Below are 14,313 nucleotides of genomic sequence, written 5' to 3' on the forward strand. Positions count from 1 at the left end.
AGCAGGGGGACCGAGGTGGCGACGTCGACGCGGTCGGGTGATGTCCTCGCCGGCCGCTACCGGTTGATCGACCTGCTGAGCGAGAGCGGCGGCGGGCGCTTCTGGCGTGCGCACGACCGGGTGCTCGAGCGCTTCGTCGCCCTGCACGTGATCGCCCAGGACGACCCGCGCGCGCAGGACCTGGTCGAGGCGGCGCGCACCTCCGCCCGCGTCCTCGACCCGCGCATCCTGCGGGTGCTCGACGCCGAGGAGGAGGACGGCCGCTGCTTCGTCGTCAACGAGTGGGGCACCGGCATCTCGCTGGACATCCTCGTGACCCACGACGGCCCGCTCGCGCCCCGCAACGCGGCCTGGCTCGTCGCGGACGTGGCCGACGCCCTCGCGGGGGCGCACGCGGCGGGCGTGACCCACGGTCGGCTCAACCCGGAGAACATCCTCATCGACCGCTACGGCGCCGTCCGCATCATCGGCATGTGCGTCGACGCCGCTCTGCACGGCCTCTCGCCCGGGGACGTCCAGGGCGATCTCGAGGACCTGGGCGGCCTGCTGCACTGCGCGCTCACCGCCACCTGGCCGGGGCCGTCCGGGTCGATCGTGCCCGCCGCCCCGCGCGAGGCCGACGTGACGCTCAGCCCCCGCCAGGTCGTGGCCGGCGTCCCCCAGCCGCTCGACGCGCTCTGGCGCGAGCTCGACCAGCGCGGCGGCGCTCCCGGGGGGACGCCTCGCTGGCGGCGGCGCGGTGGCGACCATCCGGACGTGTCCTCCGCGGCCGCGATCGCCGCGGAGCTCGTCGCCTTCGTCGGTGACCCCAGCGTCATGCCCGAGCAGCTGGCCCGGGCCGTGCCTCCCGTCAACGAGCTGCGCCCGGTCTGGCTGCCCGCACTGGCCGACCCGCTGCCCCACGACGCCTCGCGCGACGACATCCCGGTGGTCGCGCCCGCCGGCGGCGAGCCGGCGGGGGAGGGCCCGCCCGACGGCGGGGACCCGGCCGACGAGCAGGAGCCCGTCGCGGACGCGCCGGGCCGGGAGGACGCCGACCCAGGTGTCCCGCTGCTCACCGAGCTCCCCACCGAGGCCGGGATGCCGGTCTTCGGCGAGGAGGACGTCACCTGGCTGCGCACCCGCAGCACGCCGCCCCCGCCGCCGCCCCCCTTCGAGGACCTGCCGGAGCGGCCGCTGTTCGCGCCCGACCCACCGGACGGCGTACGGCGGCCCCGCGTGCCCGCGGGGCCTCCGGGGCCTCCGGGACCGTCGGGAGACTCCGGCGCCGGGGCGCCTCCGGTCACCGGCTACTGGCCGTGGGACACCGGGGCCGGGCCGCACGACACCGACGCCACCGACGGCCTGGAGGCGGTCCCGGGCCGCAGCTGGCTGCGCCTGGCCATGGCGGTCGCGCTCGCGGTGATCCTGCTCGTGGCGGTCGCGATCGCGTTCAACCTCGGCCGCGGCCGCACCGCGCTGGGCGGCGACCCCGAGGAGTCGACGCCCAGCGCCGAGACCACCGGTGCCCGCGCCGCGGCGATCACGGGCGTCCGGCTCGACGACTTCGACCCGCTGGGCACCGACGGCGAGGAGAACCCGGGCACGCTGCCGCTCCTCGTCGACGGCGATGCTCGCACCACGTGGAGCACGCAGACCTACTTCGACCAGCTCGGTCCGCCGCCGGGGCTCAAGACCGGGGTCGGCCTGGTCGTCGACCTGGGGGAGACCCGGACGGTCAGCGGCGTGCAGCTGCGGATGGTCGACGAGGGCGCCATGGGGGCGAACGCCGTGTCCCTCTACGCGGCGCCGGGTGACGCGGCGCCCGCGGAGGCCCCGGCCGGTGAGCCGCTCGCCGAGGCCAGCGGGGGCGGGCTCCTCACGCTCGCGCCTGCGGAACCGGTGAAGGCTCGCTACCTTGTGCTGTGGTGGACGGCCCTGCCCGAGGTCGCCGGTGACTTCCGGGCCGAGGTCGCCGAGGTGGTGGTCCGTGGTGAGTGAGCCGAGCGCGTCCAGCGCAGCCTCGGGCGCGCCGTCCCGTCCGGACCCCGGCGCGCTCACCGACCGCGAGCTGGTGGAGGCGCACGTCGCCGGCGATCCCGAGGCGTTCGGCGTCCTGGTCGCCCGGCACCGCGACCGGCTCTGGGCGGTCGCGCTGCGCACCTGCGGACATCGCGAGACCGCCGCCGACGGGCTGCAGGAGGGGCTGGTGGCCGCCTTCCGGCGAGCGGGCTCCTATCGCGGCGACGCCGCGGTGACGACCTGGCTGCACCGGGTGGTGGTCAACGCGTGCCTGGACCGGCTGCGTGCGGAGAGGGTACGCCGCGCCGAGCCGCTCCCCGACGACCTCGACGACGACGGTGCCCACCGCCGCCGGGAGACCGTCGACGACGCCGCGGATCCCGCCGAGCAGGGACTGGCCGCCGAGCGACGAGCGGAGGTCCTCGCCGCCCTGGCCACGCTGCCCGCCGACCAGCGGGCCGCGATCGTCCTCGTGGACATGGAGGGCTACCCGGTCGCGGAGGTGGCGCAGATCCTCGAGTGCGCGGAGGGCACGGTGAAGAGCCGCTGCTCGCGCGGGCGGGCCCGGCTCGCCGTCCTGCTGGCCGGGCTCCTCGACGCCCCGGAGCCGGCACCGGACGGCCCTCGGGACGCCGAGCGCGGGAACCCGCCGAGCGCGGCGGACGTCGGAGAGGTGACCCCGCGCGGCCCGCCGGCCGGCACCGCCGTCGACTGACCCACCGTCCACCACCGTCCACCCACCGGGCTCCACCCACCGGCGCACCTCGCCGCCCCTGCCCGCTCGGGACCGACCGCCCAGGAAGCCACCCATGACCGACCCGACCGACCCGCTGAGCCCCGCCCGGGAGGCCGCGGTCCGTCGCGCCCTCGCGGACGCGTCCGGCCCGGTCGCCATCCCCGACGACGTCGCGCAGCGCATCGACGGCGTGCTCGCCGAGCTCGCGGCCGAGCGCACGGCGGGGCTCCCGCCCGGCGGCGTCCACGAGTCGCACCCCGAGGCGCCGGCGGTCGTCGTACCCCTGGACCCCGCTGCGCTGCGCCGCCGGCGCCGCGTGCGGGTGCTCTTCGGCGCGGCCGCCGCGGTCGCCGCGATCGCGGTGGGTGTCGGGATCGTGTCCGATCCCGGGTCCGGCGAGGACGCCGCCCTGAGCGGCCTGGCCGAGGACGGCTCGGCCCGGGAGAGTGCCGTCGCGGGCAGCGCCGGCGGCGACGACCAGGCGAGCGTGCCCGAGGCCGCGCCGGCCCCGAGCGCCGCCCCGCCCGACGCCCGCGAGGACTCCGCCCTGCTGACCCTGCAGCGAGTGCCCGCCGAGGGGCCGCTGCACGAGATCCGGGCCGCGCACCTGCGCGAGGACCTGGTCGCCCTGCAGCACCTCTCCCTCCCGCACCCCTCGACCGCCGACTACGCCGGCACCGTGCTCGTCGCACCGCCTGAGTTCGTGTGCGAGCCCGCCGCCTTCGGCCCGGGCCGCCTGATCGGCGTCCAGTACGACGGCCAGCCCGCCGTCGTGGCCTTCCGGGCACCCGTCGGCACGACCCAGGTCGCCGAGGTGCTCGCCTGCGGGACCGCCGACGTGCTCCAGTCGACCACGCTCACCGCCACCGGGTGACCACCGGCACCGCGAGGGAATCCGGCGGCCTACGATCACGTTGTCATCTCGTGGTCATCTCGTAGCCGAAGTGTCCGCCGCATCCATCCATCGGCCAGGTCCCGCTGGCCCAGATCCCGTCGGGGAGTCCCATGTCCGAGTCCGCCACGTCCGCGCCCCGCAACGTCATCGTCATCGGGTCCGGGCCGTCCGGCTACACCGCCGCGATCTACGCCGCGCGGGCCCAGCTGAACCCCCTGGTGTTCGAGGGCTCGGTGACGGCCGGCGGCGCACTCATGAACACCACCGAGGTCGAGAACTTCCCCGGCTTCCGCAACGGCATCCAGGGCCCCGAGCTGATGGACGAGATGCGCGCCCAGGCCGAGCGCTTCGGCGCCGAGCTGGTGGCCGACGACGTCGTGGAGGTGGACCTCACCGGCGACGTCAAGATCGTCAAGACGGCGACCGACACCTACACGGCGCGCGCGGTGATCCTCTCGACCGGCTCGGGCTACCGCAAGCTCGACCTCCCCAACGAGGAGCGTCTCTCCGGGCGCGGCGTCTCCTACTGCGCCACCTGCGACGGATTCTTCTTCCGCGAGCAGCACATCGCGGTCGTCGGGGGCGGCGACTCCGCCGTCGAGGAGGCCACCTTCCTCACCCGGTTCGGCTCGAAGGTCTCCCTCATCGTGCGCCGCGACGAGCTGCGCGCCTCGAAGATCATGCAGGAGCGGGCCTTCGCCGACCCGAAGCTGGAGATCGTGTGGAACTCCGTCGTGGAGTCGATCAACGGCGAGGACTCGCTCGAGTCCCTGACCCTCAAGGACACCCGCACCGGCGCCACCAGCGAGCTGCCCGCCACCGGCCTGTTCATCGCGATCGGCCACGAGCCGCGCTCGGAGCTCCTGGTCGGCCAGGTCGACCTCGACGACAACGGCTATGTGCTGGTCCGGCCCGGCTCGACGGCGACCAACATCCCCGGGGTGTTCGCCGCGGGTGACCTGGTCGACCACGTCTACCGCCAGGCCATCACCGCGGCCGGCACCGGCTGCTCGGCCGCTCTCGACGCGGAGCGCTACCTCGCCGAGCTCGACCACGCCGCCGCGACCGCCGGGAATGCTCCGGCCAACGCGTAGGTTCAAGTCCACAGACGTCTCGTTCAACCAACCGAAGGGGTGGCCGCAGTGGCCGACAACATCTCCGCCGTGACCGACGCCGAGTTCGACGCGCAGGTCCTCAAGTCCGACAAGCCCGTCCTCGTGGACTTCTGGGCCGAGTGGTGCGGTCCGTGCCGCCAGGTCGCCCCGATCCTCGACGAGATCGCCGGCGCGCACGGCGACAAGATCACCTTCCTCAAGATGAACGTCGACGAGAACCCGGTCACCCCCGCGTCGTACCGGGTCACGGGCATCCCGACGATCAACGTCTACCAGGGCGGCGAGGTCGTCAAGACCATCGTCGGCGCCCGCCCGAAGGCCGCGATCCTCAACGAGCTCAGCGAGTTCATCGGCGCCTGAGTGCCCTCACGCGAGCCCCCGGTCCTCACGGCCGGGGGCTTCGTGCTTCCCGGGGCACGGGCGTGGGCGCCGGCTTGGGTCGTCGTACGACGCCGACCAGGCGCTCCCACGCGGCCTCGACCTCGCCGCGCCAGGTCACCAGCGAGCGCATCTCCATCCGCATCCGCGGGGTGCGCGGGTGCGGCCGCTGGGTCTTGAAGCCGACGCGGGCGAGGAAGTCGGCCGGGACCGCGCACGCCGCGGCACGGCCCGGGTGCCCGTGGCCGGCGCGGGCGAACGCCTCGACCGCCCGGATCCCCTCGCGCGCCACGAGGTCGCGGGCCATGCCCTGCACCAGGAGCCGCCCGATCCCGCTGCCGGCGTACTCCGGACGCACCCATGCGGTGGTCATCAGCACCGCGTCGGGGGACACCGGGGCGGTCGGGAAGGACGCCGCACCCGGGACGTAGGCGGCCGGCGCGTAGACGAGATAGCCGACCGGGCGGCCGTCGACGAGCGCCACCCGTCCACACGAGCCCCACTCGCGCAGCAGCTCGGAGACCCAGGCCTCCTTCTCGGCGGCGCGCTCGGCCGGGCCGAGGCGCTCGCGCAGAACGGGCTCGCGCTCCCAGAACAGGCAGGCGCGGCACGGCGCCGCCGCGTCGTCGAACAGGGCGTCGAGCAGGTCCAGGGTGAGGGGGACCGTGGTCCGGGCCACAGCTGGGATGGTACGCGCGAGCGAGCCGGAAAGCAGTGGCGCGGACCTGAGAGGATGGGCCCGTGCGCAAGATCCGCCAGAGCCAGAAGCTTCGCGACGTCCGCTACGACGTGCGGGGGCCGATCCTCGTCGAGGCCCAGCGCCTGGAGGCCGAGGGTCACAAGATCCTCAAGCTCAACATCGGCAACCCGGCACCCTTCGGCTTCGAGGCGCCGGAGGCGATCGTGGCGGACATGGTGCACAACCTGCCCGACGCACAGGGCTACTCCGACTCGCGCGGCATCTACTCCGCACGCACCGCCGTCGCGCAGTACTACCAGTCCCGCGGCCTGAAGGACACGGCCGTCGAGGACGTCTTCATCGGCAACGGCGTCTCCGAGATGATCTCGATGGTGCTGCAGGCCTTCGTCGACGACGGCAACGAGATCCTGGTGCCCGCGCCGGACTACCCCCTGTGGACGGGGGCGGTCTCCCTGTCGGGCGGTACGCCGGTCCACTACCGGTGCGACGAGGAGAACGGCTGGGTGCCGGACCTCGAGGACATCGAGTCCAAGATCACCGAGCGCACGCACGGCCTGGTCATCATCAACCCCAACAACCCCACGGGTGCGGTGTACAGCAAGGAGATGGTGGCCCAGCTCGTCGACATCGCCCGCCGCCACGACCTGGTCGTCTTCGCCGACGAGATCTACGAGAAGATCCTGTTCGACGACGCGGTGCACCACCACGCGGCGCAGGCCGCCGGCAACGACGTCCTCTGCCTCACCTTCAGCGGCCTGTCCAAGGCCTACCGGGTCTGCGGCTACCGTGCCGGCTGGGTGATGATCTCCGGTCCCAAGGAGCTCGCCGAGGACTTCCTCGAGGGCCTGACCACGCTCTCGAACATGCGCATGTGCGCCAACGTGCCGGCCCAGCACGCCATCCAGACCGCGCTCGGCGGCTACCAGTCCATCAACGAGCTGATCGTGCCCGGCGGACGGTTCTACGAGCAGGCGATGCTCGCCGACCGGCTCCTCAACGAGATCCCCGGCGTCTCCTCGGTCCGGCCGCGCGGCGCGCTGTACTGCTTCCCGCGCCTGGATCCCGAGGTCTATCCGATCGACGACGACGAGGGCTTCGTCATCGAGCTGCTGCGGGCCAAGAAGATCCTGGTCACGCACGGCACCGGCTTCAACTGGTTCGCTCCCGACCACTTCCGGCTGGTCACCCTCCCCGACGTGGAGGTGCTCGAGGAGGCGATCGGCCGCATCGCCGACTTCCTCGCCACCCGCCGCTGACCGGTCGGCGGCGGCGAGCCCCCTCCGGTGGTTGAGGTGCGAGGAGCGCCAGCGACGAGCCTCGAAACCACCCCCCACCCCCTCGCAACTGTTCCCACCGGTCAGTTCCGCCCGCCGAGTCTGCGCGACACGCAGTCGCGATCGGCGGCGTACGCCTGACAGACTGCACCGGTGCTCGACATCACCTATCCGCCCGTCATCGTCACCGCCAAGATCCTCTTCAAGCTGATGCGCCAGCGGGTGGTCGTCAGCGGCTCGGAGTCGATCCCGCGCAAGGGCGGGGCGCTCCTGGCGATCAACCACACCGGCTACGTCGACTTCATCTACGCCGGCGCCGGGGCGGAGCCGCGCAAGCGCCTGGTCCGGTTCATGATCAAGAAGGAGATGATGGACGCGCCGGGTGTCGGGCACCTGCTGCGCTCCTTCCACCACATCCGCGTCGACCGCGCCTCGGGCGTGCAGTCCATGAAGGACGCGCTCGCCTATCTCCGGGCGGGCGAGGTCGTCGGGATCTATCCCGAGGCCACCATCTCCCGCTCCTTCGAGATCAAGGAGCTCAAGTCCGGCGCAGCCCGGATCGCCGCCGATGCCGGCGTCCCGCTCATCCCGGTGATCGTCTGGGGTGCCCACCGCCTGATGACGAAGGACCACCCGAAGGACTTCTCCCGCTCGCCGAAGACCATCGTGGTCAAGGTCGGCGAGCCGATGTATCCGACGGGCGAGGACATCACCGCGGAGACCGCGGCGCTGCGCGCCGCGATGCAGCGGATGCTCGACGAGGTCATCGCCGACTACCCCGAGGAGGAGAAGGCCCCCGGCTCGTGGTGGACCCCGGCCCGCTTCGGCGGCTCCGCACCCACCCCGGAGGAGGCCGACCGCCTCGACAAGGAGGAGCTGCGCGCTCGAGCCGCCAAGCGCGCGGCCGAGAAGAGGGCCTAGCCCAGGGCCTGACTACCCTGCACGGCCACGGGCCTCGGATGTTTCACATGAAACGTCCGGGGCCCGTGGTGTTCGTGTTGTTGAATTGACACGTCGATCAGTCGATCTGTCGCTTTGTCGACAAGTCTTCAGATCGGGCGGTCGTCTTGGTTGCGCGGGTCGATCAGGTCCACGATGCGCTGCAGGTCGCCGGTGTTGGCGAACTCGATGGAGATGCGGCCCTTGGCCTTGCCGAGGTCGATCTTCACGCGGGTCTCCAGCCGGTCGCCGAGCCGCTCCGACAGCTCGCCGAGGCCGGGCGCCTGGGGCTTCGCGCGGCGCGGGCGGGCGCTCGGCGTACCGGACCCGTCGCCGACGGCGACGATCTCCTCCAGCCCGCGCACCGAGATGCCCTCCGCCACCACCCGCTGCGCGAGACGGTCCTGCTGCTCCGCGTCCGCCACGCCGAGCAGCGCCCGCGCGTGGCCGGCCGACAGGACCCCGGCCGCGACCCGGCGCTGGACCGCGGGGGAGAGCCGCAGCAGCCGCAGCGTGTTGCTGATCTGCGGGCGGGACCGGCCGATGCGCTGAGCCAGCTCGTCGTGGGTGCACGAGAAGTCCTCGAGCAGCTGCTGGTAGGCGGCGGCCTCCTCCAGCGGGTTGAGGTTGCTGCGGTGCAGGTTCTCCAGCAGCGCGTCGCGCAGCATGTCGGTGTCGTCGGTCTCGCGCACGATCGCGGGGATCGTGGCGAGTCCGGCCTGCTGGGTGGCCCGCCACCGGCGCTCGCCCATGACCAGCTCGTAGCGGTCGGCACCCGTCCTGCGGACGACGACCGGCTGCAGCAGGCCGATCTCTCGGATCGAGTGGACCAGCTCGGCCATCGCCTCCTCGTCGAAGACGGTGCGCGGGTTCACCGCGTTGGGCGAGATCTGCTCGACGGGCAGCTCGGCGAAGTAGGCCCCGTCGACGGGCCGCAGAGCCGAATCGGCGATCTGAGCGCCGTTCGCCGCGTCGGTGGACCCCAGGTCCGCCGAGGGGCTGGAAGGCGCTCCAGCGGAAAGGTCTGAACTGTGGACGTCCTGCTTGACAGTGCCGCCTTCGGCGTCCCCACTCCCGGCGGCGGGGCCGGGCGCGGGGGGAGCGGCCGGGGGAGCCGTCGGGATCAGCGATCCGAGACCACGGCCCAGGCCGCGGCGGGGGGTGTTGTTCACGCGAGGCTCCCTCGGACGACGATCTCGCGCGCTGCCTCGAGATAGCTCAGCGCGCCGGGCGAGCCCGGATCGTAGGTCATCACCGTCTGGCCGTACGACGGCGCCTCGGACACGCGCACCGAGCGCGGGATGGCCGTCTTGAGTACCTGGTCCCCGAAGTGCTCGCGGACCTCCTGGGCCACGCCGGCAGCGAGCCGGGTACGCGCGTCGTACATGGTCAGCACGATGGTCGACACGGCGAGCTCGGGGTTGAGGTGGGCCCGCACCATGTCGACGGTGGCGAGCAGCTGGCCGAGGCCCTCGAGGGCGTAGTACTCGGCCTGGATGGGGATCAGCATCTCCGCGCCGGCGACCAGCGCGTTGAGCGTGAGCAGGCCGAGCGACGGCGGGCAGTCGATGAACACGTAGTCGAACCGATCGTCGCCGACGGCCTCCTCGGTGCCGATCCGCGGGTGTGCGTCGAGGGCACGCTTGAGCCGCTGCTCGCGGGCGACGACGCTCACCAGCTCGATCTCGGCGCCGGCGAGGTCGATCGTCGCCGGCACGACCCACAGGCCCGCCGCGTCGGGGCAGGGCTGGGCCAGGTCCGCGATGGCGACACCGTCGACGAGGAGCTCGTACGAGGAGGGGGTGCCCTGGCGGTGCTCGATGTTGAGCGCGGTGGAGGCGTTGCCCTGCGGGTCCAGGTCGATCACGAGGACCCGCTGCCCGAGCTGGGTCAGAGCCGCCGCGAGGTTGACCGTGGAGGTGGTCTTGCCGACCCCGCCCTTCTGGTTCGCCACCACGAAGACCCGGGTCTCGGAAGGGCGGTCGAGGCTCTCCTGGGGGATGCCGGCGCGGACCATGACCGTCGCCTGGGCGGCCCGCGCGAGCGGGGTCATGTCGTCGTCGAACCCGGCGGCCCGCTCAGCGAGCTGAGCCGCGGTCAGCGGTGCGACACCTGCCGTGGCCGCCGTTTCACGTGAAACGTCGGCGGCGGCGTCTGCGGCGGCCCCGTCGGTTTCACGTGAAACCGACGCGTCCGTACCGACCTCCGTTGAGACGGCGCCCTGTGGATAACCAGGGGCGTTCTGTGGAGACTCACGCTCAGCACTCGGCCCCGGGCCGGTGGAAAACCCGGGACCAGAACCCAACGAGTCGCTCACGACTTCCTCCTCTTCCTTCGCGACGAGCCCCCACGCGGCGTCCGAGAACCGCGCTGGCCACGAAGCGGCAACGATACGCGGGCCGGATCGGCCCACGACAGGCGGACGATGCGGATCGGCTCGACCTCACCCGCGTCGGCGAGCTCCGCGCCCAGCTCCTCGATGACGGCCGGCGCGCAGCCGAGACGCCGACAGGTCTCCGCGGCGGCGGCAACCTCCTCGGTGGCCGTCGAGCCCTTCATGGCCAGGAGCGCGCCGTCGGGTGCGACCAGTGGCATGCACCAGGTCGCCAGCTTGTCCAGCGCCGCGACCGCGCGGGCGGTGACGACGTCGTACGTCGCCACTCCGTGCAGCGCATCCGCCCGGCCGCGGACGACGGCGACGTTGCCGAGGCCGAGGCGCTCGACCGCCTCGTCGAGGAAGTTGGTCCGGCGCAGCAGGGGCTCGATCAGCGTCACCCGCACGTCGGCGCGGGCGATCGCGAGGACCAGGCCGGGAAGGCCCGCTCCGGAGCCGACGTCGGCGACCGTCGCGTGGGCGGGCAGGGCGGCGGCCAGGAGGCCGCAGTTGATCAGGTGACGCTCCCACAGGCGCGGGGTCTCTCGCGGGCCGATCAGGCCGCGGACGACGCCGTCCGTCGCGAGGAGCTCGGCGTACGCCTGCACGAGGGGAAGTCGGTCGGCGGGGAAGACGTCCGCCAGGACCGCAGGGGGAGGGGGGAGGCCATCGGTCATCACTCCACCCCCTCTCCCTGGTGCACGGCTCACGATCGGCCGTGCGGCTGCTGCATCTTGGTCACTGCACCGGCTGCCGGGCGCGAGGGCCCGGCAGCCGTTGTTTCACGTGAAACGGACGACCCGTCGGGTCGCTCAGGCCGGGAGCACGACGACGTAGCGGCGGGGCTCCACGCCCGCGGACTCCGAGCGCAGGCCGGCTGCGGCGACCGCGTCGTGCACGATCTTGCGCTCGAACGGCGACATCGGCTCCAGCGAGACCGGCTCACCGGTCTTCGCGACCTCGGCCGCGGTCTCAGTGCCCAGCTGGGTGAGCCGGGTCCGCTTGTCGGCGCGGTAGCCGGAGATGTCCAGCATCAGGCGCGAGCGCTCACCGGTCTCCCGGTAGACCGCGAGGCGGGTCAGCTCCTGGAGGGCCTCGAGCACCTTGCCGTCGCGGCCGACGAGCTGGCTGAGGTCCGCACCCACGATCGACACCGCGGCACGGTCGGCCTCGACGTCGATGTCCAGGTCACCGTCCAGGTCGGCGATGTCGAGGAGCTCCTCGAGATAGTCGGCGGCGATGTCGCCCTCCTGCTCGAGGCGGGCGACCCGGTCCGCGTCACCGGCGGGGACGTCCCGCTCGGTCTCGGCGTCGTCGCGCACGTCCTCCGCCGCGTCCGCACCCAGGTCCTGGGCCGTCTCGTCCGTCACGACCTCGGTGCCGGTCTCGGTCTCCGCGCTCACTTGCTGTCTCCCTCGTTCTTCTCGGTGCCGGCCTGGGGGTCATAGCCCTCCCACTCGGCCGATCGGCTCTTGTTCGTGCCGCTGCCGGCGGCCGCGCCGCCCGGCTTCGGGGTGCTGCGGCGCTGGGACCGGGTCTGGCGCTTCGGCTGCTGCCGGGTGCTCGGACGCGGGGCCGGCTCCGGGGCGGTCTCGGTCACCGTGTCGGTGACCACGTGCCCGTGCCGGGCCGCCTTCGCCTTGTCCCGCTCCTGCTTGGCCTGGAACGCCGGCGTGCCGGGGGCGGGGTTGTTGCGGATCACGTAGAACTGCTGGCCCATCGTCCACAGGTTCGACGTCGTCCAGTACAGGAGGACGCCGATCGGGAACGCCACGCCGCCGAGACCGAAGGCGACCGGCAGGATGTAGAGCAGCATCTTCTGCTGCTGGGCGTACGGCCCGCTCATCGCCTCGGCGGGCATGTTCTTGGCCATCAGCTGACGCTGGGTGAAGAAGGTGGTCGCGGTCATCGCGAGGACCAGCACGAGCGCGACGCCCATGACGAGGCCGTTGGGGTCCTCGCCCCAGGTGCGCGATCCCCAGAACGAGTCGGCCAGCGGGATCTTGCCGAAGATGTCCGCCTCGCCGAACTGCTTGGCACGCTCCACGTCGAGGAAGCCGTGCGCCTTCTGCTTCTTCGCGGCCTGGTCGAGCAGGCGGAAGAGGGCGAAGAAGATCGGCATCTGCAGCAGGATCGGCAGACAGGAGGCGAACGGGTTGGTCCCGGCCTCCCGGTACAGCTTCATCGTCTCCTCGGCCAGCTTCTGCCGATCGTGGCCGTACTTCTTCTGCAGCTCCTTCACCTTGGGCTGCAGCAGCTGCATGTTGCGGCTGGACTTGATCTGCTTGACGAACAGCGGGATCAGCGCCGCGCGGATCACCAGGGTCAGGCCGATGATGGACAGTGCCCACGACAGACCACCGGCCGGGTCCAGACCCAGGGCCGAGAACAGCTCGTGCCAGCCGATCAGCACCGCCGAGATGATGTAGTACAGCGGCACCATGATGAAGTGGCCGATGTCGCCGATGAAACCCACGGATCAGGCTCCTTGCTGGGAGTCGGGACCGCCGACGGACGCCGGCAGGAGGTCGGTGGCGCGCTCAGCGCGCATGGGGGAGTGGTCGTGCCCGCGACCGCGGCGCGGCGGCACGTGGTCGACGCCGCCGGGCGCCCACGGGTGGCAGCGCAGCAGGCGTCGCCCGGCCAGCCAGCTGCCGCGCAGCGCGCCGTGCGTGCGCAGCGCCTCGACGGCGTACGCCGAGCAGGACGGGTAGTAGCGGCAGGTCGGTCCCAGCAAGGGGCTGAGGAGCAGCTGGTAGGCGCGCACCAGCGCGACGAGCACCCAGGTCACCGGGTTCATCGCGCCTCCTGCCCCTGGGCGACCACGCGATCCAGACAACGGGTGAGGTCGGCGCTCAGTTCCGCGTACGACGCCGCCCCCGCGGCCGCCTGCGCGCGCACGACGAGCACCGCGCCCGCCGGCAGCCGCTCGAGCGTGCCGCGCGTGGCGTGGCGCAGCCGTCGCTTGACCCGGTTGCGGACCACGGCGTTGCCGACGGCCTTGCTGACGACGAACCCGACGCGGGCGGCCCGCACGTCCCCGGACATGCCGACAACCTGCTGCCCGTCAGGGAGCAGCAGGTGGGCGACGAGGGTGCGCGACCCGGCGCGATGGCCACGACGGCTCGCCGTCCGGAACAGGTCCGGGTCGGTGAGCCGGTGGTCGGCAGCGAGCACGGTCAGCCCCACGGGAACCGCTGGGCGGACACGCTGGTCCGTCCTCAGACGGACAGGCTCTGACGGCCCTTCCGGCGACGGTTCGCCAGGATGGCGCGACCGGCGCGGGTGCGCATCCGCAGTCGGAAACCGTGCACCTTGTGGCGACGACGGTTGTTGGGCTGGTACGTCCGCTTGCTCACGATCGGCCTCTCAGATGATGGCGGGAAGGGTCTGCCGGCAGCCGGGAGCGGACTCCGGTCGGGAGCCGCACAGCACGTCGGCCGGCACCGCGCAGCCACGAGGATCCGGACATCAGGCCGGGACGTCGTGGACATGCGGCACCGGTCGACACCGGTTGACCAATCAACGGTACGCGGACGCCGGATCAAGGGTCAAACCGACGCCGTCGCCCCTCCTGCCGCCTCGCTGCCCGGGACAGGGGCACGACCTGTGGATAGCGGGTTGATCCGGGGCCAGCCGGCAGTTAGGTTCGTCCGATCCGGGATTCCCCGCCGGTGCCGGTCACTCGCCACGACGTGTCCTGCGCAGATCATTATCCCGTCTCGGGATCGTGCCCCTGACCTGCGCAAACATCGTCTGTTGCGGAGCCGACAGCGGCCTCGGTTCGGCATCGTCGACCTGATGATGCAAGAGTTCACAACCTGTGGACAAACCTGTGGAGCCAGCACCCCGCCCGGTGCGGCCGGGCTCCCGGGGAGACACCCGAGTGAGAGGGAGTGGC

16 protein-coding genes are annotated in these 14,313 nt (G+C 72.6%); 7 read left to right on the forward strand and 9 right to left on the reverse strand.

Translation table 11 applies throughout. From position 1 onward, the window contains the following. Positions 1 to 15 precede the first annotated feature (15 nt). The 5 genes from ACJ5H2_RS21610 to trxA all read left to right on the forward strand — a co-directional run bounded on the left by ACJ5H2_RS21610 (position 16) and on the right by trxA (position 5,107). Positions 16 to 1,980: a protein kinase domain-containing protein gene (locus ACJ5H2_RS21610; protein WP_408897495.1), complete on the forward strand. Its 1,965-nt coding sequence runs from the start codon at positions 16 to 18 to the stop codon at positions 1,978 to 1,980. Next, positions 1,973 to 2,716 carry an RNA polymerase sigma factor SigM gene (gene sigM / locus ACJ5H2_RS21615; protein WP_408897496.1) on the forward strand — a complete coding sequence of 248 codons (744 nt, stop codon included), beginning with the start codon at positions 1,973 to 1,975 and terminating at the stop codon, positions 2,714 to 2,716. Before ACJ5H2_RS21610 ends, sigM begins: the two co-directional genes overlap by 8 nt. Before the next feature lie 94 nt (positions 2,717 to 2,810). Then, on the forward strand, positions 2,811 to 3,611 hold the full coding sequence (locus ACJ5H2_RS21620; RefSeq protein WP_408897497.1) for a hypothetical protein: 801 nt from the start codon (positions 2,811 to 2,813) through the stop codon (positions 3,609 to 3,611). A 131-nt stretch (positions 3,612 to 3,742) separates the two neighbouring features. After that, a complete protein-coding gene (trxB, locus tag ACJ5H2_RS21625) occupies positions 3,743 to 4,726 on the forward strand; it encodes a thioredoxin-disulfide reductase (RefSeq protein ID WP_408897498.1) in 984 nt (327 codons plus the stop codon). Positions 4,727 to 4,774: 48 nt separating this feature from the next. After that, on the forward strand, positions 4,775 to 5,107 hold the full coding sequence (gene trxA, locus ACJ5H2_RS21630; protein ID WP_408897499.1) for a thioredoxin: 333 nt from the start codon (positions 4,775 to 4,777) through the stop codon (positions 5,105 to 5,107). Positions 5,108 to 5,132: 25 nt separating this feature from the next. On the opposite strand, the gene ACJ5H2_RS21635 is transcribed toward trxA, so the two are convergent. Next, complete coding sequence (locus ACJ5H2_RS21635; protein WP_408897500.1) at positions 5,133 to 5,804, reverse strand: N-acetyltransferase family protein; 672 nt, start codon at positions 5,802 to 5,804, stop codon at positions 5,133 to 5,135. A 62-nt stretch (positions 5,805 to 5,866) separates the two neighbouring features. On the opposite strand from ACJ5H2_RS21635, the gene ACJ5H2_RS21640 reads away from it, so the two are divergent. Further along, positions 5,867 to 7,081 carry a pyridoxal phosphate-dependent aminotransferase gene (locus ACJ5H2_RS21640; protein WP_408897501.1) on the forward strand — a complete coding sequence of 405 codons (1,215 nt, stop codon included), beginning with the start codon at positions 5,867 to 5,869 and terminating at the stop codon, positions 7,079 to 7,081. Between the two features lie 171 nt (positions 7,082 to 7,252). Further along, on the forward strand, positions 7,253 to 8,020 hold the full coding sequence (locus tag ACJ5H2_RS21645; RefSeq protein WP_408897502.1) for a lysophospholipid acyltransferase family protein: 768 nt from the start codon (positions 7,253 to 7,255) through the stop codon (positions 8,018 to 8,020). Positions 8,021 to 8,148: 128 nt separating this feature from the next. On the opposite strand, the gene ACJ5H2_RS21650 is transcribed toward ACJ5H2_RS21645, so the two are convergent. From ACJ5H2_RS21650 to rpmH, 8 genes are all read right to left on the reverse strand, one after another. Further along, entirely contained in the window at positions 8,149 to 9,210 is a 1,062-nt protein-coding gene (locus ACJ5H2_RS21650) for a ParB/RepB/Spo0J family partition protein (protein ID WP_408897503.1), read from the reverse strand. After that, on the reverse strand, positions 9,207 to 10,091 hold the full coding sequence (locus ACJ5H2_RS21655; RefSeq protein ID WP_408897504.1) for a ParA family protein: 885 nt from the start codon (positions 10,089 to 10,091) through the stop codon (positions 9,207 to 9,209). Before ACJ5H2_RS21655 ends, ACJ5H2_RS21650 begins: the two co-directional genes overlap by 4 nt. Positions 10,092 to 10,351: 260 nt before the next feature. Beyond that, complete coding sequence (rsmG, locus tag ACJ5H2_RS21660; protein ID WP_408897505.1) at positions 10,352 to 11,089, reverse strand: 16S rRNA (guanine(527)-N(7))-methyltransferase RsmG; 738 nt, start codon at positions 11,087 to 11,089, stop codon at positions 10,352 to 10,354. A gap of 135 nt (positions 11,090 to 11,224) precedes the next feature. Next, a complete protein-coding gene (locus tag ACJ5H2_RS21665; protein WP_408897506.1) occupies positions 11,225 to 11,815 on the reverse strand; it encodes a protein jag in 591 nt (196 codons plus the stop codon). Further along, on the reverse strand, positions 11,812 to 12,855 hold the full coding sequence (gene yidC / locus ACJ5H2_RS21670) for a membrane protein insertase YidC (RefSeq protein WP_408899666.1): 1,044 nt from the start codon (positions 12,853 to 12,855) through the stop codon (positions 11,812 to 11,814). Before yidC ends, ACJ5H2_RS21665 begins: the two co-directional genes overlap by 4 nt. A 36-nt stretch (positions 12,856 to 12,891) precedes the next feature. Further along, positions 12,892 to 13,212 carry a membrane protein insertion efficiency factor YidD gene (gene yidD / locus ACJ5H2_RS21675; protein WP_408897507.1) on the reverse strand — a complete coding sequence of 107 codons (321 nt, stop codon included), beginning with the start codon at positions 13,210 to 13,212 and terminating at the stop codon, positions 12,892 to 12,894. Beyond that, positions 13,209 to 13,601, reverse strand: a complete 393-nt coding sequence (gene rnpA, locus ACJ5H2_RS21680; protein ID WP_408897508.1) for a ribonuclease P protein component — start codon at positions 13,599 to 13,601, stop codon at positions 13,209 to 13,211. The genes yidD and rnpA overlap by 4 nt, the downstream gene beginning before the upstream one ends. A 32-nt stretch (positions 13,602 to 13,633) precedes the next feature. Continuing rightward, complete coding sequence (gene rpmH / locus ACJ5H2_RS21685; RefSeq protein WP_141005144.1) at positions 13,634 to 13,771, reverse strand: 50S ribosomal protein L34; 138 nt, start codon at positions 13,769 to 13,771, stop codon at positions 13,634 to 13,636. Between the last annotated feature and the right edge of the window lie 542 nt (positions 13,772 to 14,313).

This window comes from Nocardioides pymetrozini (assembly GCF_046058985.1).
Lineage (GTDB): Bacteria > Actinomycetota > Actinomycetes > Propionibacteriales > Nocardioidaceae > Nocardioides.

What these genes read in the sequence shown, in the direction of transcription:
- ACJ5H2_RS21620 (WP_408897497.1), top strand. Translation starts at nt 2,811, where the DNA reads ATGACCGACCCGACCGACCCGCTGAGCCCCGCCCGGGAGGCCGCGGTC.
- trxB (WP_408897498.1), top strand. Translation starts at nt 3,743, where the DNA reads ATGTCCGAGTCCGCCACGTCCGCGCCCCGCAACGTCATCGTCATCGGG.
- ACJ5H2_RS21655 (WP_408897504.1), bottom strand. Translation starts at nt 10,091, where the DNA reads ATGACCCCGCTCGCGCGGGCCGCCCAGGCGACGGTCATGGTCCGCGCC.
- rsmG (WP_408897505.1), bottom strand. Translation starts at nt 11,089, where the DNA reads ATGACCGATGGCCTCCCCCCTCCCCCTGCGGTCCTGGCGGACGTCTTC.
- yidC (WP_408899666.1), bottom strand. Translation starts at nt 12,855, where the DNA reads ATGGTGCCGCTGTACTACATCATCTCGGCGGTGCTGATCGGCTGGCAC.
- yidD (WP_408897507.1), bottom strand. Translation starts at nt 13,212, where the DNA reads ATGAACCCGGTGACCTGGGTGCTCGTCGCGCTGGTGCGCGCCTACCAG.